Annotated in this window: 21 protein-coding genes and 1 tRNA gene; 14 read left to right on the forward strand and 8 right to left on the reverse strand. The window is 47.2% G+C overall.

Translation table 11 applies throughout. The annotated features are described in order from the left end of the window. The 3 genes from PREMU_RS02925 to porZ all read left to right on the forward strand — a co-directional run bounded on the left by PREMU_RS02925 (position 1) and on the right by porZ (position 3,625). Positions 1-1,008: a YitT family protein gene (locus tag PREMU_RS02925; RefSeq protein ID WP_007573001.1), complete on the forward strand. Its 1,008-nt coding sequence runs from the start codon at positions 1-3 to the stop codon at positions 1,006-1,008. Then, positions 956-1,555 carry a non-canonical purine NTP diphosphatase gene (locus tag PREMU_RS02930; RefSeq protein WP_007573003.1) on the forward strand — a complete coding sequence of 200 codons (600 nt, stop codon included), beginning with the start codon at positions 956-958 and terminating at the stop codon, positions 1,553-1,555. Before PREMU_RS02925 ends, PREMU_RS02930 begins: the two co-directional genes overlap by 53 nt. A gap of 63 nt (positions 1,556-1,618) precedes the next feature. After that, positions 1,619-3,625 (forward strand): type IX secretion system anionic LPS delivery protein PorZ, encoded by a 2,007-nt coding sequence (porZ, locus tag PREMU_RS02935; protein WP_223918544.1) that lies wholly within the window; start codon positions 1,619-1,621, stop codon positions 3,623-3,625. A gap of 262 nt (positions 3,626-3,887) precedes the next feature. On the opposite strand, the gene PREMU_RS02940 is transcribed toward porZ, so the two are convergent. After that, on the reverse strand, positions 3,888-5,549 hold the full coding sequence (locus PREMU_RS02940) for a nucleoside kinase (protein WP_007573007.1): 1,662 nt from the start codon (positions 5,547-5,549) through the stop codon (positions 3,888-3,890). A 97-nt stretch (positions 5,550-5,646) separates the two neighbouring features. Between PREMU_RS02940 and PREMU_RS02945 the strand changes: the two genes are divergently transcribed. From PREMU_RS02945 to PREMU_RS02955, 3 genes are read left to right on the forward strand one after another with little or no spacing between them, the layout of a single operon-like run. Further along, positions 5,647-7,326, forward strand: coding sequence for a Na/Pi cotransporter family protein (locus PREMU_RS02945; RefSeq protein WP_007573010.1), 1,680 nt, complete (start codon positions 5,647-5,649; stop codon positions 7,324-7,326). A gap of 22 nt (positions 7,327-7,348) precedes the next feature. Continuing rightward, positions 7,349-8,515, forward strand: a complete 1,167-nt coding sequence (locus PREMU_RS02950; RefSeq protein WP_040557960.1) for a hypothetical protein — start codon at positions 7,349-7,351, stop codon at positions 8,513-8,515. Positions 8,516-8,520: 5 nt separating this feature from the next. After that, a complete protein-coding gene (locus PREMU_RS02955; RefSeq protein WP_169311303.1) occupies positions 8,521-9,228 on the forward strand; it encodes a porin family protein in 708 nt (235 codons plus the stop codon). A 169-nt stretch (positions 9,229-9,397) separates the two neighbouring features. On the opposite strand, the gene PREMU_RS02960 is transcribed toward PREMU_RS02955, so the two are convergent. Then, complete coding sequence (locus tag PREMU_RS02960; protein WP_007573016.1) at positions 9,398-11,863, reverse strand: DEAD/DEAH box helicase; 2,466 nt, start codon at positions 11,861-11,863, stop codon at positions 9,398-9,400. A 146-nt stretch (positions 11,864-12,009) separates the two neighbouring features. Here PREMU_RS02960 and PREMU_RS02965 point away from each other — a divergent pair. From PREMU_RS02965 to PREMU_RS02980, 3 genes are all read left to right on the forward strand, one after another. Next, positions 12,010-12,091 (forward strand) — tRNA-Leu (locus PREMU_RS02965). Positions 12,092-12,794: 703 nt separating this feature from the next. Further along, positions 12,795-13,592: a class I SAM-dependent methyltransferase gene (locus PREMU_RS02975; protein ID WP_040558573.1), complete on the forward strand. Its 798-nt coding sequence runs from the start codon at positions 12,795-12,797 to the stop codon at positions 13,590-13,592. 125 nt (positions 13,593-13,717) lie between these two features. Beyond that, positions 13,718-14,596 carry a glycosyltransferase family 2 protein gene (locus tag PREMU_RS02980; RefSeq protein ID WP_169311304.1) on the forward strand — a complete coding sequence of 293 codons (879 nt, stop codon included), beginning with the start codon at positions 13,718-13,720 and terminating at the stop codon, positions 14,594-14,596. A gap of 225 nt (positions 14,597-14,821) precedes the next feature. On the opposite strand, the gene PREMU_RS02990 is transcribed toward PREMU_RS02980, so the two are convergent. Continuing rightward, positions 14,822-15,976 (reverse strand): IS110 family RNA-guided transposase, encoded by a 1,155-nt coding sequence (locus PREMU_RS02990; RefSeq protein ID WP_007573023.1) that lies wholly within the window; start codon positions 15,974-15,976, stop codon positions 14,822-14,824. A 193-nt stretch (positions 15,977-16,169) separates the two neighbouring features. Here PREMU_RS02990 and PREMU_RS14065 point away from each other — a divergent pair, with 193 nt between their 5' ends. The 5 genes from PREMU_RS14065 to PREMU_RS03020 all read left to right on the forward strand — a co-directional run bounded on the left by PREMU_RS14065 (position 16,170) and on the right by PREMU_RS03020 (position 20,913). Continuing rightward, positions 16,170-17,225 (forward strand): sensor histidine kinase, encoded by a 1,056-nt coding sequence (locus PREMU_RS14065; protein ID WP_007573025.1) that lies wholly within the window; start codon positions 16,170-16,172, stop codon positions 17,223-17,225. Continuing rightward, entirely contained in the window at positions 17,203-17,955 is a 753-nt protein-coding gene (locus tag PREMU_RS03000; RefSeq protein WP_007573026.1) for a LytR/AlgR family response regulator transcription factor, read from the forward strand. The genes PREMU_RS14065 and PREMU_RS03000 overlap by 23 nt, the downstream gene beginning before the upstream one ends. 305 nt (positions 17,956-18,260) lie before the next feature. Further along, the gene (locus PREMU_RS03010) at positions 18,261-18,992 is read left to right on the forward strand and encodes a hypothetical protein (RefSeq protein ID WP_007573028.1); all 732 of its coding nucleotides are present in this window, start codon (positions 18,261-18,263) and stop codon (positions 18,990-18,992) included. Positions 18,993-19,148: 156 nt separating this feature from the next. Further along, on the forward strand, positions 19,149-19,520 hold the full coding sequence (locus tag PREMU_RS03015) for a desulfoferrodoxin (protein WP_007573030.1): 372 nt from the start codon (positions 19,149-19,151) through the stop codon (positions 19,518-19,520). Positions 19,521-19,773: 253 nt separating this feature from the next. After that, positions 19,774-20,913, forward strand: a complete 1,140-nt coding sequence (locus PREMU_RS03020) for a glycosyltransferase family 4 protein (RefSeq protein WP_007573032.1) — start codon at positions 19,774-19,776, stop codon at positions 20,911-20,913. A gap of 274 nt (positions 20,914-21,187) precedes the next feature. On the opposite strand, the gene PREMU_RS03025 is transcribed toward PREMU_RS03020, so the two are convergent. The 5 genes from PREMU_RS03025 to PREMU_RS03045 form a co-directional block, all read right to left on the reverse strand. Beyond that, a complete protein-coding gene (locus PREMU_RS03025; RefSeq protein ID WP_007573035.1) occupies positions 21,188-21,985 on the reverse strand; it encodes a glycosyltransferase family 2 protein in 798 nt (265 codons plus the stop codon). A 12-nt stretch (positions 21,986-21,997) separates the two neighbouring features. Further along, a complete protein-coding gene (locus PREMU_RS03030) occupies positions 21,998-22,783 on the reverse strand; it encodes a lipopolysaccharide kinase InaA family protein (protein WP_007573037.1) in 786 nt (261 codons plus the stop codon). 22 nt (positions 22,784-22,805) lie between these two features. Further along, on the reverse strand, positions 22,806-24,161 hold the full coding sequence (locus tag PREMU_RS03035) for an NAD(P)/FAD-dependent oxidoreductase (RefSeq protein ID WP_007573039.1): 1,356 nt from the start codon (positions 24,159-24,161) through the stop codon (positions 22,806-22,808). Further along, the gene (locus tag PREMU_RS15500) at positions 24,158-24,364 is read right to left on the reverse strand and encodes a hypothetical protein (protein ID WP_040557963.1); all 207 of its coding nucleotides are present in this window, start codon (positions 24,362-24,364) and stop codon (positions 24,158-24,160) included. Before PREMU_RS15500 ends, PREMU_RS03035 begins: the two co-directional genes overlap by 4 nt. A 134-nt stretch (positions 24,365-24,498) precedes the next feature. Continuing rightward, positions 24,499-25,260: a lipopolysaccharide kinase InaA family protein gene (locus PREMU_RS03045; RefSeq protein ID WP_244863860.1), complete on the reverse strand. Its 762-nt coding sequence runs from the start codon at positions 25,258-25,260 to the stop codon at positions 24,499-24,501. Positions 25,261-25,328: the final 68 nt, after the last annotated feature.

The raw sequence follows: 25,328 nt of genomic DNA on the forward strand, positions 1-25,328 counted from the left end.
ATGACCATCAACCAGCGATTAATATTTGACGAAGCCAAAGACTATGCAGGCATCACTTTTGGTGTATGCCTCTATGCCTTTGCCTATACGCTTTTCCTGCTACCTTACGAAATTGTGACGGGAGGTGTCACCGGTATGGCTGCTGTAATCTATTATGCCACTGGTTTCCCTATTCAAAACACCTATCTCATCATCAACATTGTCCTGTTGATTGTAGGATTACGAGCTCTTGGCCTGAAGTTTCTGATGAAGACCATTTACGCCATTATCCTGCTTTATTTCATGTTATGGTTCGCGCAAAAGCTTATGCCGGTTGACGCGGCAGGACACTACGTGAAGATATTAGGTGAGAATCAGGACTTCATGTCGCTGATGATGGGTTGTATGCTGACGGGAACGTCACTGGCTATCGTCTTCCTTAACAACGGATCGACAGGCGGTACGGACATCATTGCAGCATCAATCAACAAGTACTACAGTTTCTCGCTGGGACAGGTATTGTTAACTATCGACCTTTGTATCATCGGCAGTTGTATGTTCTTCCCTCAATTCGGCGATATATTAGGACGGCTGCATAAAGTGATGTTTGGTCTCTGTACAATGGTTATAGAGAATTTCATGCTTGACCATGTGATGAACGCGCAGCGTGAATCAGTGCAATTCATGATTTTCTCAAAGAAAAGTAAAGAGATAGCCGATGCCATTGGCACACAGATGGATCGTGGAATCACCATTCTCGACGGCCACGGATGGTACACAGGACAAGACATGAAAGTGCTTTGTATTCTTGCGCGCAAACGCGAATCTACACCTATCTTCCGCATTATTAAGATGATAGATCCCGATGCCTTCGTATCACAGAGTTCCGTCATTGGTGTCTACGGTGAAGGCTTCGACCACGTAAAGGTAAAATTGCCAAAGAATAAACAAATAAATATAGGGAAAAAAGAAAAAAATGAAGATAGTATTCGCGACCAACAACACACACAAGTTACAGGAAATCCGTGAGATTCTCGGTCCGTCGTTTGATATTGTCTCTCTCTCAGATATTGGCTGTCATGAGGACATCCCCGAGACGGGGAACAGTCTTGAGGCCAACGCTCATCAGAAAGCAGAGTATGTCTTTGACCATTACCATGTCGACTGCTTCGCTGACGACACGGGGCTTGAGGTCGATGCGCTCGATGGTGAGCCCGGTGTCCACTCTGCCCGTTACGCGGAGGACACGGACCATAACAGTGAGGCCAACATGAAGAAACTGCTCATGAGGCTCGGCGACAATCCGAACCGCAAGGCGCGTTTCCGCACTGTCATCTCGCTCATCCAGATGGAAGGCGGCAACCTCGTCTGCTCCCGCGAATATCGCTTCGAAGGTGTCGTGGAAGGCCGTATAGCTTATGAGAAGCATGGTACGGAGGGCTTCGGCTATGACCCAGTCTTCATTCCCGATGGTTACGACAAGAGCTTCGCCGAGCTCGGCGAAGAGGTGAAGAACAAGATCAGCCACAGAGCAAAGGCTGTAAAGAAACTCGCCGACTGGCTCCTCCACGAATGACTGTCCACGAAGAATATTTTCCGTGTAGATGCATTATTCTTAGTGAAACTCTATTTATAGCCAATGACAGGAAGAAAAATCATCTTGTGCACTTTGTTGTGGATGACTTGTCTCTGCGGAGCCACAGCTCAGTGGAAGGCCTATCTGAGCTATTATGAGCCTGAGGAGATAGAGCAAGCCAACGACGGCATGCTCTACGTATTGGCATCCGGTGGGCTCTTCAGTTACAATACGCGAGACAATGACGTACAGACTTACGACAAGACGACCGTGCTCTCCGACTGTGGCATCGCACATATTGCCTGGTGCAAGGCTGCACATAGCCTTGTCATTGTCTATCATGATTGCAACATCGACCTGCTTTCTGCAAATGGCAATGTTGTCAATATGCCGGCCTATATGAACACCTCGATGACTGTGGATAAGTCTGTTTACAGTGTGGATATTTCCGGCAGTTACGCTTATCTCTCCACAGGCTTTGGCATTGTGAAACTCAATGTCGCCGACGCATCCTTTTCTGATACCTATCAGCTTGGGTTCCGTGTGGATTATTGTTATACCGACAACAACTACATCTATGCGGCAAGCTCCACGAAAGGACTTTACCGTGCAGCCCTCTCTTCCAACCTTCTCAATCCCAACCAATGGACACGCATTGGCGATTATACAGCACGGACAAAGACCATAGACGCCGGACTGCTTGCCACCGTCAACAAGATGAAACCCGACGGGCCGAAATACAATTACTTCAGCTTCCTGAAAATACACAACAGCAAACTTTATTCTTGCAATGGTGCTTTCAATTATCAGCCGGGCTGCATACAAGTGCTTGACGATGACAAATGGACTATTTATCAAGACGACATTGCCCCTGCAACAGGTATAAATTATCAAGACATATCAAGTCTTGACATCGACCCCCGTGATGACAGCCACGTCATGGCAGGCGCAAGAAGCGGTATCTATGAGTTTGAGAATGGAAACTTCGTCAAACTATGGAATCACCGGAATTCCCCCATAGAGAGGTTCGATAAGAAAAGCCAGGATTATGAGCTCATCCTTAGCGTCATGTACGACAAAGACGGTAATTTATGGGCGTTGAACAGTCAGGCTCCCACACAATCTATCCTTGAATATACAAAAGACGGACAATGGGTGTCACATCCACATAATGAATTGATGAAACTTAAATATCTTTTCAATGATCCTCAAAGCTTAGGAGCCATGAAGGGATTAATGACTGACAGCCGCGGATTGACATGGTTTGTCAACAACCACTGGACTGTTCCGTCTTTTTATGCTTATCAGACATCTACGGATGCACTCAATGATTTCGTGGCACCTTATGTGAACGAGGATGGCACAGAAATAAGCAACATCTATTATGTACGCTGCATCGCCGAAGACAAGGAAAATAATATTTGGATAGGTACCGACAAGGGTCCATTAATGCTCACACCCGACCAGATCACTGCCACAAGCCCCGTATATACTCAGGTCAAAGTGCCACGCAACGACGGTACCAACTATGCTGACTATCTGCTTTCAGGAGTAGATATCAACTGTATGGCAATAGACAAAAACAACAGGAAATGGTTTGGAACCAACGGAAACGGCCTGTATGTTATCGATTCCGACAACATCACGACACTGGCTCATTTTACTAAGTCGGACAGTCAGCTTTTGTCTGACAACATCCTTTCCCTTGCCTGCGATGAGGCCACGGGAAAGACCTATATAGGAACCGACTTGGGGCTATGCACCTATACGGCTAACTTTGCCGACAACAGTAATGGAATGACAAAAGACAATGTATGGGCTTACCCTAACCCTGTGCGTCCAGGATACGAGGGAGCCGTCACTATTACAGGACTGGAGAACGGAGCAACCGTCAAGATTGTAACAAGCAGCGGCTCTCTTGTCAATGAAGGTACCGCTGCCAATGGACAATACAAATGGTATGGGCTGGACCGTAACGGGAAAAGAGTGGCAAGCGGTGTCTACATGGTTGAGATTGCCACCAGTGAAGGGGAGAAAGGACCCGTTTGCAAAATAGCTGTTGTTAACTAATTAGTTAATTATGTTTTCAGTAGAAGAGTCTATGCTTGAAACTCGTCCTATAAGTGCATGCGCAGAGTTCAAGCCTGTCGAACAGGTGAAATCCAAAATATCTTCGGGACATACCGGACATCTGTGTAGATCTGTGTTATCTGTACATATCTGTGGCAAGAATACTTCTTTATCCTTCTGTGGCTAAAAACTGTTTTTGAGGGTAGATAACACAAATCTACACGGATAAACTAACCAGCTTGTGTAGGCCAAGAGGATGGAATCAGTACCTGAACGAACTGCCTCCGAGGAACTCTCTTAGGAGGCTCGTGGGCGGAATATCGCGATTGGGAACCGGACGAATGTAGTCGAGGAATTTCTTCAACCGGTAGGCCTCCGAATATTCTTCTGCACTCTCCGGCACCTGCTCCAACAACGGCTCTGCCTGCTGCTTGATGACAGCAAGCTCGAAAAGCATGGCTGAATTGAACATCGCGTCGGCGTTCTCCTGAAATGGGAAAATCCATTTATTCTCTCCTGCACGCACCGATGGCCATCGATGGATAGTTTCCTGTGCCGTCACGCCACGGTACTTATAGTCTCGGATGATACGGCGCAACAGACGGTTATCTGTCGTTGGGATATAATTGTGGTCATCGAGGAGAATCGTCGTCAGGGCAGACACATAGACACGGAACTTCTGCTTCTCGGGAATTTCGGAGGTCAGCTCGGGGTTGAGTGCATGAATGCCCTCAACGATGAGCACATTGTTTGGTTCCATCTTCAGTTTCTTTCCGCTGGGTCTCGATTTCCCCGCCTGAAAGTCATACTTGGGCAGCTCCACCTCTTCGCCCTGAAAGAGCTGGTTGAACTGCTCGTTGATGAGCTTGAGATTGAGGGCATAAATACTCTCATAATCATACTCGCCCTTCTCATCCTTAGGTGTCTGCTCACGGTCCACGAAATAATCGTCGAGGGATATCTGCAATGGACGGATGCCATTGGTGAGGAGTTGGATGGACAAGCGCTTGCACGTCGTGGTCTTACCTGACGATGATGGTCCTGCAAGCAGCACGAGCTTCACACCCTTGCGCGAGGCTATCTCATCTGCTATCTCCGATATCTTCTTCTCCTGCAAAGCTTCGGAGACATTGATCATGTCGGTGGCTGCCCCTTTGTCCACCAACTCGTTGAAATCACCCACGGTACGCACGCCGATGATATCCTGCCAACGGTGGTGCTCCTTAAAGATGCCAAACATCTTGTCCTGATGTGTCATTTCAGGCAAGACCTTCGGGTTTTTCAAGTCAGGAATACGCAGAAGCAACCCGTCGAAATACTTCTCTAAGCCAAAGAGATAGATCCGTGAGGTGTTGGTAAGCAGCGAGCCATAGTAATAATCCACATAGTCATCAATCTGATAATATGTGGTATAGAGCCTGCCATAGCTCTTGAGCAGTTTCACTTTCGCCGTGTCGCCCTTGTCGGCAAACATCCTCACGGCCGTTTCTGTGGGCACCTCAAAGCGACGAATGGACATCTTGGTCGTGATGATCTCCTGCATGCGCTTCTTGATGCGTTCGACATCGTCAACTGTCACGTCGTGACCAATACTGAGATTGACAAAATAACCATTACTCACAGGGATGTCGATCACCACTTGGCTGCCAGGATAAAGGTCGTGCACCGCCTTACAAAGAATGAAGAAGAGTGTGCGCGTATAGTTACGCGAGCCCGAATCGGAGGTCATGTCAAGAAACTCCACATCTTTATTGTGGAAAACTCTGTAATGCAGACCTTCTACCTTGTTATTGACTTTGGCACATATCGGACCTGACTCCATTTTCAGTCCAGACTGAAAAAAAATATCAGAAAGTGTGCTTTCGGGTGCGATGTTTAGTGTTTTTTTATTATTTTTGCAACGAATTTGTAACGCCTGTTTCATTTTTCAAACATTAATAGTTGGCCAAATGATTATAGAGTGTAAAGTTAGCCATTTCTATCGGGCAAAGCGAAAGTCATATAATAAACATAGTTAAAACATGACCATTCTTTTATTAAAGATTGTTGGTGCCCTCGCGCTTCTCATCTATGGAATGAAAGTGATGAGTGAGGCCCTGCAAAAACTGGCGGGCCCACAGCTACGCCATGTATTGAGTGCCATGACCACCAACCGCATTTCGGGAGTATTCACAGGCATGCTGACCACGGTAGCCGTACAGTCGAGCACCGCCACGACCGTGATGACGGTGTCCTTTGTCAATGCCGGCCTGCTCACGCTGGTTCAGGCTATTTCCGTCATTATGGGTGCTAATATCGGCACAACGCTCACAGCATGGATCATGTCGGCAGGATTCTCGTTTAGGATCAGCGATTTCGTATGGCCTGTATTCCTCTTCGGCCTGATGCTCATCTATTCCAAGAAAAATCGCTACGTGGGTGACTTTCTCTTCGGTGTGGCCTTCATGTTTCTTGCCCTTGCCACACTCGGTGAAAGCCAACTGCCGCCAGCAGAACTCGACTCACTGAAAGGTTTCTTCGCCTCGTTCAACCCCAACAGTTTCGGAACTATCTTGTTGTTCCTCCTTTTCGGCACCATCCTCACGTGTATTCTGCAAAGTTCCGCCGCACTCATGGCCATCACCATGATGCTCTGCACGCAGGCGGGACTTCCTATCTACCTCGGCATTGCACTCGTGATGGGTGAGAATATCGGCACGACACTGACAGCCAACCTCGTGGCGCTCACCGCCAACACTGAGGCGCGCCGTGCCGCCTTCGGGCATCTGTTCTTCAATGTCTTCGGTGTCATCTGGGTGCTATGCGTCTTCAAATATTTTGTCAACCTTGCCTGTGGCCTGGTAGGCTTCAATCCCGCTACGGATACACCATCCGGCACGCAGCTCACCTTTGCCCTCGCTGCGTTCCACACATGCTTCAACGTGTCTAATACCATTATCTTGTTACCGTTTGTCAAGCAGGTAGCGAAGGTGTGCTGCTGGGTATGGAAGCCCAAGGCCAACGCCGATGACGATGACTTCCGCTTGCGCTTTATCCAGAGCGGTATTATGAAGACTCCGGAACTCTCGGTGCTTGAAGCACAGAAAGAAATCCAAAGCTTTGCAGAGCGCATCCAGCGTATGTTCGGTATGGTAAGGGACCTCTTAGAAGAGAAAAACGAAGATAAATTCAATAAGATCTATGACCGCATACAGAAATATGAGAATATCTCTGACAACATGGAGATAGAAATTGCTAAATATCTCGATCAGGTGAGCAACGCCCACCTCTCCGACGAGACAAAGGGAAAGATTCGCTCCATGCTGCGGCAAATCTCAGAACTGGAATCTATCGGCGACTCCTGCAACAACATGGGCAGGACCATCAACCGCAAATTCAATTCGAAGGAGGACTTCAACGAGCACCAGTACGACCACATCCACCAGATGTTCGAGTTAGTGGACGACGCACTTACGCAAATGAACGTTCTTCTCAAAGGCCATAGGGAAGAGCTTAACGCTACACGCTCATTCAACATTGAGAACGAGATCAATAACTATCGCAACCAGCTGCGCAACGAGAACCTCAACGATATCAATAACCACCAGTACGACTACGCTTCAGGCACGATGTATATGGACATCATCCAGGAATGCGAAAAGCTTGGCGACTATGTCATCAATGTCGTAGAGGCAAGGATGGGACTCAAGGCCGCGTCGTGATGATTTACTCCCCTAAAAGCTTATGACCATGAAACACACCTACTGCGTGACTATGCTCACGCTTCTTCTCGGTATCGTCACGCTCGCGGCGTGCAGCAGCGATGATGCCGACACGCTGAAGCCGGACATCAACACGCCTATTACCGGCTATTGGCAGATAGCCGGTGAAGATCTCAACGGCGACGGCGCCATTCAGGGCATCGTAGTGCACGATGACGGCACAGTGACGGACTGGATATATACCCAGGCGTCCAATGATCCCTATCAATTAGGCTTCAAAACTGGCAAGTGGACTGCCAGTGGCAACCACTATGAGATGCAGCTCAGCAAAGGCAACGGAAGCTTCTATACTGTCACCGTAGCGGGTAATGATGACAAGATGATGTATCTTGCTTATAATGGCAAGACTTCCGTGATACCCTTCCACCGTCTATCTACACTCCCTGGCGAAGGAGACAAGATGATTCAGGAGTTGGAAAGTATGAAGATGTCAGGCTTCACGATGAGCGACCTCACCGGCTATTGGGAGATGGCGGATGGAAACAACACCCATGACGGTGGCTTCTACATTGACGAAGAGGGTAATGTGTCGGAGATCGGAACCATTGTCGGTGCCCAAAACTACCACACCATCAATTACCATACCGCAAAAATCCAGCTTAACAGCTATTTCTGCGCCATCCCCTTGTGGGGACAAAGCTATAAAGTGTATGCCGTTGGAAATGGGGTATTGCTGCTTACTGCCTCTGATGGACAAATGGTGCAGCGGTTTGAGCGGAAGGAAAAACCGCAGGAAATCGTGCGAATGGAGCGCTTGCTCAACAGCCCCGTTTCTGCCGACTGGCTCGGCACCTGGGAGGCAAAGCATTATACAGACATTATTGATGGCAGGACGATTACCGACGAGGACATCACGCCCGAAGACGATTGGATCATGCAGTACTACTATACCTTGGAGTTCACGACCGGGCACCGAGTGAAGAAGACTAACCACCTTGGGTATTCATACGATGGGTGGTTCAGCGTGGAGGACAATATTCTCACGATAACCGATAACCTGAATGCCATCACGACTCACGGATCTTCCTACATCGAACAATGGAGCATCAGCAGCAAGACTGACCGCCAGATGACACTTACCCGCAAATCGGAATCAACGACAGAAGTCTATACCTATCGACGGAAATGAATACCATGAAATACATCCTATCAATTCTGCTCATATCGTTGCTGACCCTATGTGTATCGGCTCAGAACGAAACTCACCGCGTGTCTTTTATCCCACATGCAGGCATCTCTGTCTCAAAGATGGACGGCACGGCTTTGCAGGGCACAAAGACTTGGAAAGTTGGATACACGGCAGGCGTTGGCGTGGAGATTCCTCTGTCACAGTATTATTCCCTCACGACAGGTGCGGACATCAGTCTGATAGGAACCGGATTTGAGGAGAGAAAAGAGAAGTATGCCTCGGCAGAAGAAAAACTCAACGTGGCATATATCTCCGTACCGCTGATGATCAAGGCTTATTTCCATGGCGTAAAAGGACTGTCCGCTCACTTTGGTGTGGCAGGCGGTGTCCTCATCTCAGCCAGGGACAAAGTGAGGCTTCGCAGCATCCGCACCATGAATCTCGGCGACGGCACGAGCTCTATGTACCTGTGGGAGCACTACACAGAGAAACAGTCACAGAACGTTAGCAGTCACTTCCGCAACATTGTGGCAGGCTTTCCTCTCGGTTTGGGCTATGAGTGGCACCACGTCACTCTCGATGCCACCTATTGCTTTGAAGTACGTAAGGCCATCCATCAACAGCCGTCTGATTCCTGGGGCACCACCTATGAGGCACTGACTTCACGTAACTATCCCATCCTTATCACGGCAGGATATAAGTTCACGCTGTAACCTTTCTTCTTAGCGCATGGCGGCTCCCCGGTAGGCCCCATTGGTGAGCCCTTTGGTGAGTCGACTTTGCGGGTCCTCTGCAACGAACCCCAGCAAATCCTTTATTTGTAAATCATAGCTTAGGGTATGGTACGCAACGCCATACCCTGCCTTGCTCTTGTGCAAGCTGTCAGGGCTTCAGTAGTTTTCCAATCATTCCAAGCACCTGCATCACCGTTTTCTTATCCGGAACTGGTATTTTAAGGTTGGCCGTCCCCCTCTCCTTGTCTTCCTCCACAATGGAGTCGACAAGTGCACGGGTGGATTGCTCCGACTGGAGCGCAGATGCAAGACCGGAGAAGAAAGCAACACCATCAGTAACCAGCCTCCGGGCTTGTGCCTTATGTCCTGCAGACTTCTCGCTATCGCTGCACTCCTTACTTTCTGTATGTTTGGCAACAGAGGTGTTCCAAACATCATTAGTGGGCAGCTCCTCCTCAATGCGAGTACCCTTATCATCTTCTTCATCAATGGAAGAAACAGCAGGGGCAGCCTCTTCCACGTCTCCCAGGGGCACTTCGTCAGCAGATACATTACTTTCTTCCATTGTCTCCTTGAGTTTGTCCATCATCTTGCCGAACTTGTTGTTATCAACGAAAATGGCATCCTCACCTCCGTCGAGCACGCCCTCAAACATAGAGGTCTTGAACTTCAGCTTGGCGAGCATACTTTCCTCAAAAGTATTGGCAGCAACGAGGTTGATGACCTCAATGTTACGCTCTTGTCCAATACGGTAGATGCGTGCCACGCGCTGTTCCAATACGGCAGGATTCCATGGGAGGTCAACATTGATAATGACAGAGGCGACCTGTAGATTCAACCCTGTACTGCCGGCATCAGTAGAGAGAAAAACACGGCTTTCGGCAAGATCAGTGAAGTTGTTGACCAAGTCTTTTCGTACCTTCGATGGCACCCCACCATGGAGATACTCAAAGCGGATACCATGACGCTCTAATTCTTGTGCGATGATGCGCGTCATACGCTCCCATTGGCTGAAGACGACCACTTTCTCATCACTTCCTTCAATCACGTTGAGGATGATGTTCACGGTCTCTTCCACTTTCGTGTCGTAACGCGTCTTCTGGTCAAGGACATAGGTGGAGTCACACACGCAGCGCATCTGTTGCAGGAACATCATCAGCCTTCTGCGGTCGGTCTCAGAAAGGAAATGCATACGGTCCCATTTCTGCATCAGTCGCTGTACGCTCTGTTTCGCCTCGTCGTGTACAGTCATCTGCTCCCTCGTCATAGGCATCATGAGATTCTTGTCCTGTCGGGCAGGGAGTTGGAGACGCACATCGCACTTGCGGCGGCGAATGAGAACAGCCTTGAGCTTCTCGCCCAACTCATTGAGGTTTTGGTAGCCGACAGTCACGCCTTTATTGTCCTTGACAATGTATCGGTCGCGAAAAAGATAGAAAGGACCAAGGAGGAACTGATCAACAAGCTCCACAACAGAGTAGAGTTCCTCCAGCCTGTTCTCCAACGGCGTGCCGGAAAGGATGACGGAGTAGTGAGAGTCTATCTTCCGGGCTGCCTGTGCAATCTTCGTATCCCAGTTTTTCAGACGCTGTACCTCGTCGATGATGAGCATATCGGTGGTCAGATGCCCCCAAGTTCTTATATCGTTAGCCACCGCGTTGTATGAGACAATCTTGTAAGGCTCGTCGGCAAAGTACTGGTCACGGCGCTTAAGCTGATTGCCCTCAATGACACGGACCGCTTCGCCCGTGAACCGCTCAATCTCCCGTTTCCATTGATACTTAAGCGAAGTAGGGCAAATGATAAGGATGGATGTTATGTGTCCCTTGTTTTTGAGCAGTTGTGCAGTGCCGATGGCTTGGATGGTCTTGCCCAGTCCCATCTCATCGGCAATAATAGCTCTTCCCGCCCTGGCGGAGAACCGGATACCCTCCTTCTGATAGTCGTAAAGAGAGGTATGCAACAATGTAGCAAAATCGTCATCGGTGAGTTGGGAAGTCCAAAGTTCCCGCTCATGGCGCTCCCGCTGCTCAAGGACAAAATCAAGAGCATCGTTGTAGCATCGAAAGGTGTCGTCTGTTTTACGGGCACGTGTAAGAAACTGCTCAAAATGAAGCAAACCATTATTATTGAGTACACCGTCGGTGAAATAGTCTTTAGAGAGCGATTCAAACTCAGCCCTGTGGTCTGTGCCGATGCGAATTCTGACTTTCCGGCCTTCAGAATAATCAATATAGACAGAGGTGTAAGACGGTATCTCTCGGTGCACATGATGGCCTTTTCGCCCAATCCACATCTTAACGGCCTCCAAATGCTTGCACGTGCCAAGCTGTGAAGTCTTGAAATCCATGCAGGAGCAGTAGTTCCATGGACTTCTTGCACCTCGATAGACTACCTTATAGGTCTCACATTTCCGTGGGTTGTTTACACGGTATTCCCCCGGCGCATTTTCCTCGTCGACGGAAAAGATCAGAAACTGCGCCTCCTTAGCGGCCTGCTTGCGGAGTTTCTGCTGCCACGTTTTAAGGTCCATCCCATCGGGCTTATATTGATAAGGGATATGCTTGTCCTTATTTTTCTTGGCCGTTCGCTTTTGCTTCATGTCTCCTGCCATCATTGTTTATCATTAACTATCATCGTTTCCTGCAAAATTAATAAAAAACAACTAATTGTCTTGTTGTTTTCAAAAAAATAACTTACCTTTGCACCACATTTCATTGGAAGACCGTCTTTCCCGCATCATCGGTCCTTCCGCATCTTGCCCAGATGGCGGAATAGGTAGACGCGCTGGTCTCAAACACCAGTGCCGCAAGGCATCTCGGTTCGAGCCCGAGTCTGGGTACAAAGTAAAAAGCTAAGTGGTTTGATTTCAAACACTTAGCTTTATAATTCTAACCATATAGATCGAATTGTTTTTAGTCTGCCTGTTTACTTTATATTTACTATCCGTTGAAGATAAAATGTAAAATATCCGTAACTTCCTTATTGTACAATCTTAAGAATTACTATCTTTGCATATGGAAAGCTAAAATGGTGCTAAATAAAGTATACATAACATGACCAACTGTCAAATAGTGTTTGGCATTATATAACTCATCTTGATAGCGTTGCGGTACTACACTACATCAATGCTACGAAGGATGCTCCACATATGAAAAAAGAAAACAGTATAAGTATATACGATCTAATCCGAAAGGGAGACAAGTGTACTTTCGAAGACCTCCCTCGGAAATATTATCCTGCCCTATGCGAACTGTCTATGGCTATAACCCATAGCCATGAGACAGCAGAGGAGATCGTGGATGATTTGTTTTTCTCTCTATGGGATCATCGTGCTACTTTTTTCATCGACTTAAAGTGCTTTGAATCAATACTCAAAGATACTAAAAATCAAAATGAGTTATACAAATTTTCAAAGAACTGTTTCATTACTTAAAACGTTAAATATCGAATGTTATATTAATAGTTTAACGGGTGATTTCTGCCTCTGTTTTTCAGAACATCGAACTGGACACCCTAATAAGTAAATCAACAAGAAACAAATGATGGAAGATTATTATAAAATAAACAAAGAAGCATGGAATGCAAGAACAGAAATTCATCTGCATTCCTCATTTTACGACTTGGACAAGTTCAAAAGAGAGGTAGAGTCTGTTCCCGACTTGGATTTGTCTTTACTGGGAGATATTCGGGGGAAGTCTATTCTGCATCTTCAATGCCATTTCGGTATGGATACGCTTTCCCTGTCAAAGTTGGGAGCCAATGTCGTGGGAGTGGATTTCTCGGAAGAGGCTATACAAACGGCAAAGTCCTTGAATGAGGAATTAGGACTAAAGGCACAATTCTGCTGCTGTAACATCTACGATGCACCTGCCGTGCTGCAAGGGCAACAGTTTGACATTGTATATACATCTTACGGTGTTGTTAATTGGTTGCCCGACTTAATCCAATGGGGACGGGTATTTTCACAAATGCTGAAAGACGGTGGAAAGTTCGTTATCGTGGAATTTCACCCTATATTGTGGATGTTCAATGAAGACTTCTCTCAAGTCCGATATGCTTATTCACGCAAAGAGCCTTACATAGTGGAAGAAGCCACCTACACTGATTCAGAAAACGATAATCGGCAAAAGACCGTTACGTGGAATCACGGGCTGGCTGTAGTGCTGAATGGCTTGCTCAATAATGGTTTGCAGATACAGTCTTTCGGAGAGTATGATTACTCGCCTTTCAACTTATTCGGGAATATGACAGCTGAAAAGAACGGAACATTCAAAATCGCAGGAAAGAGTGGCGAAATACCGATGTTGTTTTCTGTTGTTGCCGTGAAACCTCCAAGATGATAAAACGATACATACGACGGATATATAAGTACCATCACGGACAAAAAATAATAAAATCAACAGAAGTCCAGAATACAAATGGAAAAATTGAACTTTTCTACGCTAAAGCAAGAGTTTTACAAATCATGAAAGGTCTGTCTATACTTATCCCCGTCTATTGTGACTCGTGTGTAGATCAGGTGAAGCAGTTGTGCCGTCAATGTCTTGGCTTGAAGATGCTCTGGGAGATAATTGTCGCCGACGACGGTTCTCCAGGGGCTGCTGCTTCTCTTAACGATGAGGTGGCAGAGATGGAAGGTTGCCGGCTTATCAAAAGGCCGGTTAACATCGGTAGAGCGGCAATAAGGAATTTTCTCGCCCATGAGGCCCGTTTTGACACATTGATATATATGGATGCCGGTATGATACCCTCTGAGGATCTTGTCGGTACTTATATGAGGTATACGGGCAAGGCCAAGGTAGTATGTGGAAGTATCGGAGTGTCTAAGGACTGTATAGATGATACGAACCTCAGATGCCTTAATGAGTTGAAGGCAGAGAAGGCTTTTTCTCTGAGGAAAAGAAATATGAGTCCTTACACTAATTTTCATTCAGGAAATTTTATGATAGATAGGATGACAATGCTTGACAATCCTTTCTCTGAGAAAATAAAGACTTATGGTTATGAGGATACTCTTCTTGGCAAAAGTTTGGCTGATAAGCATGTGAGTATTATCCACATTGACAACCCATTATTTTTTGTGCACTTTGAGAGCAATGCGCGTTTTCTGGAAAAGACAGAAGAGGCCTTGCGAACCCTTTACGATTTACGTGAAGAGCTACAAGGCTATTCTTCCCTGCTCCGTCTTGTCAGTCATTTGCAGCGTTACCACTTATTGTGGATAACAGTGTGGATAAAATGGTTGTACAGTCGTAGTATTAAAAACAATCTACTTGGACCTACCCCAAAACTTTTCCTTTTTAACATATTCAGAATATGCTATTTATCGGGGTGTTTTTTGTAATATTAAAATATGCTACCACATCGTAATATCAATAAGCAAGGAATGTACGAGGAAGTACTAAGAGTTGAAAGCCAAGGTTGGAAAAATGTGGGGGATTATCGTACTTTCCTCTTCGAGCTCAAGGCTCAAACTGGCTTCCATGGCCACCCGTGGGATAAGTTAATTTGCGAGCGAGGTCAAAGCTATCACAAAGATAATAGCCTTTCCATGGGTGGTATATCGTTGTCACCCATTTGAAGCGGGTGCTTGGCGATCTCGTTTTTGGAAGTCAACGTAATCCGTCTTGTCGTGGATTACATGCCATGCGGCAACCAACAGCTTTCTAGCCACGGCCACGATGACCTTCATCTTGTTCTTCTTCCTGACTTGGGTCTGGTGGTAGGAGAACCGACTGAAGAAGCAGCCCTTTGTCCTGCTTGCTGCCCATGCGCACTGAATGATGTTCTTGCGCAAATAAACGTTGCCGTGAGTTATGCGGCGTGACTTGAACTTCTTGTTGGACTCGTCGTTTCTCGGTCTCAGCCCGCTCCAAGCTGAAAGGTGGTTGGCCGTTTCGAACTTACTCATGTCCGTTCCGATTTCCGCAATCAATGATGCGGCCGTCCGTTCTTTCACCCCTGGTATGGTCTGCAACCGTCTCAACTCGTCAGGATATTTCTCCTGGCATATCTCCAGCATTCTCTCAAGACACTCCCGCTTGTGCTCCTCGGCCAGGGCAAGCTCCTCCCGCAGCTGCCTGAGCACGTCTATCTCCGCCTGTGATATGACGCCGGCCAGCGAGGCCAGTATCGTTTCCCTGCCGTGATGCTTTATGATGCGGCCGTAGATTTCCCCTATCAAAGACTCTGGGTCTGTCACGCCCTCGGATATTTTCCGCACCACGTCTTTGTAACTCTTGCAGTCCACGTTGGACACATAGTTGCTCAGGCGGAAATTGCAACGCTGCATCACGGCATCAAGCTTGGACAACTTGCGGACGATTTCCTCGTCAAGGTCGAAGATGCGCCTATCGTACTGGCGAAGCTGCTGTATGTCCTCCGGTGGCACGAAACTGCCGCTGACAAGGTTTTTCAATGTGCACTCGGCAATCCATTGCGCGTCAGCGACATCGCTCTTGTGCCCAGGCAGCTGCTTGATGAAATAAGGGTTGACGAGTCGCATGTGGAAATGGGGCGCAAGGACTCGCCAGATGGGAATCCAGTAAACGCTCGTGCTCTCCATAGATACTTCGTCTACATTATGGGCAAGCAACAAGTCACGCATCTGCTGCAGCTGGAATGTTAAAACTCCGAAAATTTTCTCGATTAATTCGCCTTCCCCGGTCAAAATACAAAGATAAACACTATCTTTGTGAACGTCAAGGCCGCATACTGCTCTCATAAGCCTAACTTTTAGAGGGTTAAATAATTAAGACCTCAAAGATGGCAAATAATTGTGACTTAGAGCACGTAAAATAGGATTGGGCGTATGCCAGCCTTGATTTTCCTTGTTATAGCCACAGCGGGAGGAAATCTATTCGGTTTTTTATCTCAACTGGCTTATAACTCGGGAATTTTATCTAAATTTGCGAAATATGAAAAATATAAAGGGACTTTATAACATTTCAAGGACAAAATTATTTGTGATGTGGCTTTCCATTACTGCTATATCTTTTGTTCTGTCAGAAATGGGAAGCCTGTATGACAGAATACAAGGTATCATGTCGTTAATCGAAGATTATAAAAGTCTGATTGTAAATGGAGTATTTTGCGCATTGTTCTCAGCTGTCAGTATTGTTTGTTCTTATTCCTTTCTATGCTATCAGGCATTAAACCCGAAGATAAAGAAAGCACATCTTGCCGCTGTAGCCATTATAATATTATTTCTGAATTTTTTCATTTCACTAATCATTGACATTGCCTATGACCATGTTTTTCCATCTTATGCATCTCCGTATCTTTTGGATGATGTATACGATTCTTGTCTTGTATCGTCATTATGTTCGTTTATATTTACAATGCATTTTTACGGACAGGTTATATCTGTCTATGAGCGAGAGAGAAAATCTGATGCTATAAGATTACTAAAATTTCAACTTAATCCTCATTTCGTTTTCAACAGTCTGAACATCCTTATAGGCTTGATAGAAATGAATCCTCGGGAAGCGGAGAGGTTCGCAATTAATATTTCAAAGATATATAGGTATGTAACAAAGAGCATTGGTAAAAATCTCGTTACGATTGAAGAAGCTTTCTTCTACGCAAAATACTATTGTGACATATTGCAGTCACGATACCCTGATTCCATTGACTATGAAGTAAAAAATGCAGTCAATGGTTACATCGTGCCTATGGCTTTGCAAGTTTTAATAGAAAATGCCGTGAAGCATAATGCTCCTTCTTCTGTCAATAAATTATATATTGACATAGAATGCGATTCGAACTACGTAGTGGTAAGCAATAATATTATAAAAAACTTATTGTATTCGAAACATGCTCCATCAGAAGGAGTGGGATTGTCGAATATCTTCAAGCAGTATTCGCTTATGGAAAAGAAAAGACCTTTGTTAAAGAACGAAAACGGATTTTTCCGTGTTTATCTACCAATAATAAAAGAAATTGAAAACTATGTACAAAACGCTGATTATTGAGGATGAGCCTTTAGGGGCAGAACACCTGCGCAAATTAATACTGGATATTGATGACACCATATCCGTGTCAGGACCTTTGAAATCAGTTGAAGAGGTGAAAGAAGCCCTTAGGTGCGATAATAATTACGACTTGATATTCTCAGACATACGTCTTGGTGGAAACATAGTATTCGATGCCTTTAAAGAAATCTTTCCGAATGCACTCATTATATTTACAACGGCATATGACGAATATGCCATACGAGCATTCAGGAATAACGGAATAGATTATCTGTTGAAACCTATTGTCCCTGATGAGCTAAAGGCTGCAATTGATAAGGTTAGAAAACTCACTCTCAGAAGTGAAACACAAAAACAAGGATTGGAAAATTTGGTAAATACGTCCGAGCATAAGACACACCATCATTTGCTGATTCCCAAAGGTGACGAGTTGATTCCTATTAACACTGATGACATTAGCTATATATGCAAGAAGTTTGAAGTCAGGGCGTATCTTTTCGACGGGCAGGGTTTTGCCATTCCTTTCACTTTAGGGGAGTTGGAAGATATGCTAGATCCGGAAATATTCTTTCGGATTAACCGCCAATATATAGCAAACAGAAGGAGTTTCAAGAGAATAAGTATATTTCTCAACTCAAAGTTAATAGTCAGGTTGAAAGGTTGTAATGACGATAACATTATTATAAGTAAGGAGAGAACTATCGAGCTCAAACGATGGCTTTCTAAATGATTCGTTATTGTTTAATCTGAGAATATTCCGTTTTAATATCACATTTTTCCGTTTCAGTAACTTTTTAATTGTAGTAAGATAAAAAACACTTAACTTTGCAATGTAAATCTAAAAAATAAAATAATGAAAAAGTTTTTTATCTTTACTCTATGTGTAGTTGGGATAATGAGTTCTTGCTCTGATGCAAACGACAGTTTCCACAACGACGCAGGAGAGTCCATTACACTCACACAACAGGAGTATGAAAGTATTGCGCATGATTCTTTACAAGAAATTAGGATGCTCCCTCTTTTACCTATATACATATGATTAAGGAATTATATTTAATATTGATATGCTTCTTGGTGTCCTGCCTATTCGCGTGTTCCAATAAGGAAGAAAACGAACATCAGCCATTGACTATTGATAATTATTGTGAAGTAGCTTTGGGAGATACAGTATCACTCCCTGTAACTGGCGGTAGTGGACAACTAATAGTGGAAGGAAATGACTTCGTTGAAACTTTATTTTCGACGTCTCAAAATGGAAAACAACAGAAAGTCTCTCTTATTGGGAGGGAACAGGGTGAAACAAATATCGTTGTTCGAGACAAAATTACAAATGAATCATGCAATATTGCCGTTCAAGTGGTTTACCCTTTTCTTACGTTGGTATTTGATTTTAGCGAAGTAGCTAATTTAGATATACCGCTAAGTTTATTTGCTCTTATTTCAAGCAAAGATAGCATCTCTTATGTTTTCAGTTATAACAATATGCAGCATAAATATAATGATATTCCGATAATGAAAGGAACATATCACATCTCTGAAGGCGGATCCATACTGTCTTTTGATTTACAGGGTGAAGATAAAGAATTCAGGCATACGTTTAGATTAAAAAAGCGTGAAGCAATCAATCTTCTCAATAATATGTCAAAGATAAGTATCATGCCTAAGGCAACTTATACATTAGACTTTACTGATGTAGAAACAGGAAGAGAGTTTCCATATGTCTTTTTATCTAACAAAGAAGTGAAGTCTCTCCCCAAGAGAGAATGATTTTGATTGGTTAGATAAGGATTGTGCACACTTTTTTCTGTTTTTTGTTGGCTGTTTTATGGAAAGTTTATAAATTTGCAATGTTATCATCTTCGGATAATGCGGAATGATGATAAAACGAAATTGATACAGAAACATTTTAAAGACAAAAACATTATGACTAAAAAAGGAGAAGTTTATAAGTGTAAGCACTGTGGTGGCATCGTTGAGGTTTTGCATGAGGGTGCTGTACCCGTGTGCTGCGGCGAGCCCATGACACTGTTGAAAGAGAATACCACCGACGCGGCAACAGAAAAGCACGTACCAGTGGTGGAGAAAATTGAGGGCGGCTACCGCGTCACAGTGGGCAGCGTGGCTCATCCCATGACACCAGAGCACTATATCCAATGGATTGAGCTGGTGACACCCAATGGTGTGCTGCGCCGTGACCTTACTCCGGAGGACAAGCCCATGGCTGAGTTCAAGACCGACGCCACCGAGGTAGTTGCACGTGAGTATTGCAACCTCCATGGCCTGTGGAAGGCATAACGGGCAAAAACGACATTTCTATAGAGGCATGAGGACGATCTTTCCATGATCATCCTCATGTTTTTTATGGTCCTGCATTTGAGGGACGATTCTCCGCCACGTGCCGAACGATTCTCCACCACGTGCAGGAGACTTCTCCTGCACGTGGCGGACGACGACGGGACTATGAAACAACTCAGTAATAAAATAGTGAGGGGACGTCGTTTTCTGCTTTTTTTATGATACCTTTGCCGAATCATCAACAAGCAGAACCATGAAAATAGGATATGACGCCAAGCGCATCGTGCGTAACGCAACGGGATTGGGCAACTATGGACGTACACTCATCAACAGTCTTTCAGCAGTCGACACTACCGACGAACTGTTGCTCTATGCGCCCGACAAGGGCCGTGACGACTTGCGCTCGCAAGTCCACGCGCGGCCCAATGTACGTTTCCGCTATCCGGAACGTGCGCCTTTGCGCATCCAGCGCGACCTTTGGCGCAGCCATGGCATCGTCAATGACCTGCGTAGTGACGGCATAGACCTCTTCCATGGGCTCTCAGGCGAGTTACCCTGGGGTATTCACGAGGCGGGTATACCGGCGGTTGTCACTATCCACGACCTCATCTTCCTCCGACATCCAGAGTATTACCACTGGCTGGACGTGCAGATTTACAAGCGGAAATTCTACCGCACCCTGTGTGAAGCCAGCCACATCATTGCCATCAGCGAATGCACTAAGCGCGACATCCTGGCTTTCAGCGACTATCCTGAGAGCCATATCTCGGTGATCTATCAAAGCGCCGCACGGCACTTTGCCGTGGCGGGAAAAGGTGCTGAAGGTGTTGAGGGCTGTGCTGACACGCGCCTTCGCCGTGACCTTGGGCCGCGCTATATCCTCCAGGTAGGCACGATTGAGGAGCGGAAGAACGCATTAGAGAGCGTTGAAGCGCTCGCGTTCTTGCCCAATGGCCTCCATTTAGTGCTGGTGGGACGTCAGACTGCTTACACAGAGCAGGTGCTGCGCTATGCCCGCAACCATGGGTTGGAGCACCGTCTACATGTTCTCAGCAACGTGGGCAATGACGAGTTGCCGCTGCTCTACCGTCATGCTGCATGTTTCGTTTATCCGTCGCGCTATGAGGGATTCGGCATTCCCATCATCGAAGCGATCCAATGTGGACTTCCCATAGTGGCTGCCACGGGCTCGTGTCTTGAAGAAGCGGGCGGCCCCGACAGCCTCTACGTCTCGCCTGATGATGCCAGGGCGCTTGCTACTGCCATTGAGACGATGGTGGATAGGGCCAACCGCGAGGAAGTAGTGGCACGCTCACGCGACTACATCAAGCGGTTCGAGAACAACGACGTCGCCGCGCAGATGTGCCGCGTGTATCAGAAAATTATAAGTTGAACATTCAGGATGGATCATCAGGCCATAAAAAACCATCCTAAAAAGCCCTTGCGCATTCTCATTGTCAGAATACGCTAAATGGGTGGTACCATTCTTTCCACTCTTTTGATGAACACGCTCAGGCGAATGTTCCCCGCTGCCGTCATCGATCGTTGTGGTCAACGAACACATCGCCACACTGATGGAAAGGCATCCAGTGCTCAGCCATGTATTCCTCCATCATCGTCCACGACTTGGCGCCTATTCGTCCCGACCATTGCGTGACGCTTGGCTATCACGGCCTCGGAGCAGCCGCATCTGCGTGGGAAGGAGAGAGACCAGCTTCACGCTTCTCAATGACTTTTGCTACGAGGATGAACTGGTAGAAAGCCTTTAGTGTGGCATGGATTATCCCATTGACGCCGTTTTTGTAACCGCCGTCAATGATATAGTTTTTGAAGAAATGGAAAGCTGGCCGGTAGAAGAGCGTAAACACGCCATAGTGCTTGTCGATACGTTTGTTGACCTCGTCGTCGGAATAACGGTTGTCCTTTTCTATGACGGTGTGGAGACTGCTCTCGTTGAGATGCCTGAGCATGACGTTGCGCAGGTGTGGAATGCGGGCTGTCTTTCCCTTGACATGGGGAGTGGCATGCACATAGGGCGGCCATGCTGTTCCCTCGCGGATGAAGAATCTGAGCTGTCGGTCGCCCACACGCCCCTTCATCGGCATGTTCATGAAGCGGTTCTGGCGGGGAATGTATAATCCCTGCGGGCAATCGGGCTCCTTGATGCGTGCATAGAGATAGTCACGGAGCTCGGGGGTCACAATTTCATCAGCATCAACTACCAAAACCCATGGATAAGTGGCACTTTGGATGGCAATGTTTCGGGCTGGCTCCACAATTTTGAAGTCTCCCCTGGCTATTTTGATCACCTTGCAACCATATTCCTTTGCGATGTCCAGTGTGTGGTCGGTGCTCTCCATGTCGCAGACAACAACCTCGTCGAACCCCTTGACACTCTCAAGAACTTCCCTAAGATGGAGCTCTGCATTGTAAGTGTTGATGACGACAGAAATCTTCTGATCCATATTCCAAACGTATTAATGAACAATCTGGTGCCACAGGTGTGACAATGCTTTCTTGCGGCGCCAGTGCCGGTCGTGTGCCTTCTTGATTCTTATGAGCAACGAATAGGTCTCTTCCGGAAGCCCGCGCAGGCGTATGTATTCGTGCGCGACATAACTATACATTGGCGACAGATCCCAATACAACGTCAGGTTGCGGAGGCACTCTCTGAGCGGTGGCGCCTCATTAGGGCAAAAGAAGGTCATGCGGTTGATGTCGATGAGCGAGAAAGAGTAGGTGCCATCCTCTTTTCGGCTGAATCGGATGTTGGTGTTGTTGAGGTCTTGATGGATGACGCCCCTGTCGTGCAGCCGTGCAAAGAATGCGGCAAGTGCTGTGGCGAAAGGCCGGTCAAAGGCATCGTCCATGCAGAGCATGCCGGCGATGGCTTCCTGATCGTCCACCTTTGTCAGTAGGAAGCTGTAGCCCAGCCACCCCGCCGCCCTGCACTCCGTGTAGGCAAGAGCCTCGGGAGTGTCTATATGCCGCGAGTTCAGCTGCCAGGCATTGAAGTAAGCGCGCCTGGCTTTGGTGGCGATCAGCCAGCTGTAGGCAATGCGTTGGAAGAAGTGTGGAACCCTGTAGCGCTTGACAACGACTTCCGTCATGGAGCCGTCATCAAGCCGCACAGCTGTTTTCCGAATTTGATTGCGGCCGCTGAAAACCACCTCGCCCATATGGTCGAAAGCGGTGGGGAGCAGCCGCCACCATTCGTTAAAGCATTTGTCAGCCTGCAGGGTGGAACAGATTTCACTATGCATATCCTATATCTTGCCTATCGATTCACTCTTTTTCCTCTTCCATCAGATCCTCACCAAGGTGGGTTGTGGCTTCACGCTTAATGCGCTCACGTATCATCTTGGGTTTGGTGGCGTAGACGATAGTGCGGATGGAGTTGTTGTAGGTGATGTATTGCCATGCCCAGGTGAGCATGACGACGAGTTTATTTCTCACGCCGAGAATAGAGCGCAGGTGCACAACGAGCCACAAGAGCCAGGCTATGAAGCCCTGCGTGTGGATCTTTCCGATGTCGGCCACAGCCTTGTTGCGGCCGATGGTGGCCATGCTTCCAAGGTCTTTGTAGTGGAAGGGCGTGAGCGAAGCATCTCCATGATCAATCTTTCTGAGGTTCTGTGCGAGTAGCCTTGCCTGCTGGATGGCAACTTGTGCGAGCTGCGGATGCCCTTTAGGATAGGCGGCATCTGCCGTCATAAGGCACTGGTCACCGATGGCGAAGATGCCGTCAAGCCCCTGCACGCGGTTGTATTCGTCCACATTGATGCGGAATCCCCTGCCTAACCGGTCGCCGTCGATGCCGGTGATGGGTTGTGCGCGGATGCCTGAGACCCACAGGAAGGTGCGGGTAGCGATGCTCGTGCCATCCTTGATCATCACCCGGAAGTCGCGGTAGTCGGTCACCATCTTACCAAACTGCACGTCCACGCCCATGCTTTTGAGGAAGGTGAGCGCTTTGTCGGACGATTCTTTCGACATGCCTGCCAACAGTCTGTCGCCGGCCTCGAGCAGGTAGATGTGCATGTGGGAAGCGTCCATGTCGGGGTAGTCGTTGGGGATGACGTAGCGTTTCATCTCCGAGATAGCGCCTGCAATCTCCACGCCGGTGGCTCCACCACCTACGATAACGATGTTGAGCAGCTCCTGACGTTCCTCTTCGGTGGCGCAGGTCATCGCGCGCTCCAGGTTGGAGAGCAGAGCATTACGCAGCCCCATGGCTTCGGACATGGTGCGCATGGGTATGGCCCATTCCTCCACGTCCTTGTTTCCAAAGAAGTTGGTGGTGGCGCCAGCCGCGAAGACGAGGTGGTCGTAGCTGATCTTGCCGATAGATGTCTGCAAGATCTTCTTGTCAGGAAACACGGCACGCGCTTCAGCCATACGGAAAAAGAAGTCCTTGCGGTGGCGGAAGAGCTGGCGGAAGGGAAAGGATATGCTGCTGGGCGCCAGTCCTGCTGAGGCAACCTGATAAATAAGTGGTGGAAACTGATGGTAATTATTCTTATCGATCAGGACGACCTGCATGCCACTGCCCTTCAGGTCTTCTGCAAGGCGGAGGCCTCCTAAGCCGCCGCCGACAATGACCACACGCTTTTGTGCGGTCCGCTTGATATTGATGCTCATAGTGTAATGTAAATATAGTAGTCTTTAATAGCCCCCGGCGCGCCCTGCTTGACCCTTGGAAGCAGTTTGATGCTGCGTTCCCAATAGGCACGCAGGATGCAGGGATAATGAATCTCGGCGGCTTTGACCGTGAGCGGTTGGCCATTGAGCAGAGAAGTCTTGTTGCCGACGGTGAACGTACCGGTCGTTGACTTTACGCTCATGGGCAGCGTCAATGACAATAGGCTTAGAAATAAGAAAAGTCTCCTTCTGATATGGCTTGCCATCGTTTGTGAATTGATTAGAATAGTGATACAAAGTTAGCCAAAATTACTTTGTATTTACCATGTTTACCTGATTATTTCTCGTAAGGAAAAGGTATCTTGTGATGACGTTGATATCTCATCCAGAACTTTTCCCGGGCTGCAAGTGCAATGCTAAGGACTTGCTCCTCATCGAAATGCCGTTGGTGCGCATACTCGCGTACGAGCAGCTCTATGAACCTTTTCGGTCCCCAAAGACGTGTAAAATTGGAACAGCCGCGACGGATATCCACAGAGGCGAAATACATGCGGTTGATATCCACAAGAGAGAAGACAATGTTGCCGCATGCATCTTTGTCCCACAGGATGTTTCCGGGTGAGAAGTCCTTATGCAGGATGCCTTCGTCGTGCATGTGAGCTGCGAAAGCAGCGAGGGCCTTGGCCATGGGCTCGTAGGTGTCAGGCGCTGCCGAACCCATTTCATAGAGCAGATGTGTGTAAGGGCACTGCGCCGTGATGAGCCAGCTCTCTCTCAGCAAACCTCCCTTACGCTTTTCCATGTAAGCGATGGGCTCGGGGGTATTGATGCCGTGCTTTCGCAGAATTGTGGCATTCTGGAACGCACGCGCACCTTTCGGCTTGCGCACACCCCAAGAGTAGACAAATAGGTTGATGAACTGGGGTGCGTGGAAACGCTTCACGATGAGCATCTCCCCATCAGGTGCCGTGAAACGCTTGATGAGATTACGTCTGCCGCCATACACGTATTCGCCATCCTTGTCCATCCGCTCTGGAATCCCAAGGAGAAAGTCACGCATCGACTTGTATCGGTTATTGAAAAGTTGCATCTTCGTCATATCCTCGCAAAAGTAATGCTTTTCCGTTGGGAGGCAAAAAAAATATCCCTGACTTTTATATAAGTCTA

Origin of the sequence: Hallella multisaccharivorax DSM 17128 (assembly GCF_000218235.1) — a bacterium.
Classification (GTDB): domain Bacteria; phylum Bacteroidota; class Bacteroidia; order Bacteroidales; family Bacteroidaceae; genus Prevotella; species Prevotella multisaccharivorax.

Excerpts from the sequence above, each read along its gene's own strand:
- PREMU_RS02925 (WP_007573001.1), top strand. The coding sequence starts at position 1 with ATGACCATCAACCAGCGATTAATATTTGACGAAGCCAAAGACTATGCA.
- PREMU_RS02930 (WP_007573003.1), top strand. The coding sequence starts at position 956 with ATGAAGATAGTATTCGCGACCAACAACACACACAAGTTACAGGAAATC.
- porZ (WP_223918544.1), top strand. The coding sequence starts at position 1,619 with ATGACAGGAAGAAAAATCATCTTGTGCACTTTGTTGTGGATGACTTGT.
- PREMU_RS02940 (WP_007573007.1), bottom strand. The coding sequence starts at position 5,549 with ATGAAACAGGCGTTACAAATTCGTTGCAAAAATAATAAAAAAACACTA.
- PREMU_RS02945 (WP_007573010.1), top strand. The coding sequence starts at position 5,647 with ATGACCATTCTTTTATTAAAGATTGTTGGTGCCCTCGCGCTTCTCATC.
- PREMU_RS02950 (WP_040557960.1), top strand. The coding sequence starts at position 7,349 with ATGACCATGAAACACACCTACTGCGTGACTATGCTCACGCTTCTTCTC.
- PREMU_RS02955 (WP_169311303.1), top strand. The coding sequence starts at position 8,521 with ATGAAATACATCCTATCAATTCTGCTCATATCGTTGCTGACCCTATGT.
- PREMU_RS02960 (WP_007573016.1), bottom strand. The coding sequence starts at position 11,863 with ATGGCAGGAGACATGAAGCAAAAGCGAACGGCCAAGAAAAATAAGGAC.
- PREMU_RS02975 (WP_040558573.1), top strand. The coding sequence starts at position 12,795 with ATGGAAGATTATTATAAAATAAACAAAGAAGCATGGAATGCAAGAACA.
- PREMU_RS02980 (WP_169311304.1), top strand. The coding sequence starts at position 13,718 with ATGAAAGGTCTGTCTATACTTATCCCCGTCTATTGTGACTCGTGTGTA.
- PREMU_RS02990 (WP_007573023.1), bottom strand. The coding sequence starts at position 15,976 with ATGAGAGCAGTATGCGGCCTTGACGTTCACAAAGATAGTGTTTATCTT.
- PREMU_RS14065 (WP_007573025.1), top strand. The coding sequence starts at position 16,170 with ATGAAAAATATAAAGGGACTTTATAACATTTCAAGGACAAAATTATTT.
- PREMU_RS03000 (WP_007573026.1), top strand. The coding sequence starts at position 17,203 with ATGTACAAAACGCTGATTATTGAGGATGAGCCTTTAGGGGCAGAACAC.
- PREMU_RS03010 (WP_007573028.1), top strand. The coding sequence starts at position 18,261 with ATGATTAAGGAATTATATTTAATATTGATATGCTTCTTGGTGTCCTGC.
- PREMU_RS03015 (WP_007573030.1), top strand. The coding sequence starts at position 19,149 with ATGACTAAAAAAGGAGAAGTTTATAAGTGTAAGCACTGTGGTGGCATC.
- PREMU_RS03020 (WP_007573032.1), top strand. The coding sequence starts at position 19,774 with ATGAAAATAGGATATGACGCCAAGCGCATCGTGCGTAACGCAACGGGA.
- PREMU_RS03025 (WP_007573035.1), bottom strand. The coding sequence starts at position 21,985 with ATGGATCAGAAGATTTCTGTCGTCATCAACACTTACAATGCAGAGCTC.
- PREMU_RS03030 (WP_007573037.1), bottom strand. The coding sequence starts at position 22,783 with ATGCATAGTGAAATCTGTTCCACCCTGCAGGCTGACAAATGCTTTAAC.
- PREMU_RS03035 (WP_007573039.1), bottom strand. The coding sequence starts at position 24,161 with ATGAGCATCAATATCAAGCGGACCGCACAAAAGCGTGTGGTCATTGTC.
- PREMU_RS15500 (WP_040557963.1), bottom strand. The coding sequence starts at position 24,364 with ATGAGCGTAAAGTCAACGACCGGTACGTTCACCGTCGGCAACAAGACT.
- PREMU_RS03045 (WP_244863860.1), bottom strand. The coding sequence starts at position 25,260 with ATGACGAAGATGCAACTTTTCAATAACCGATACAAGTCGATGCGTGAC.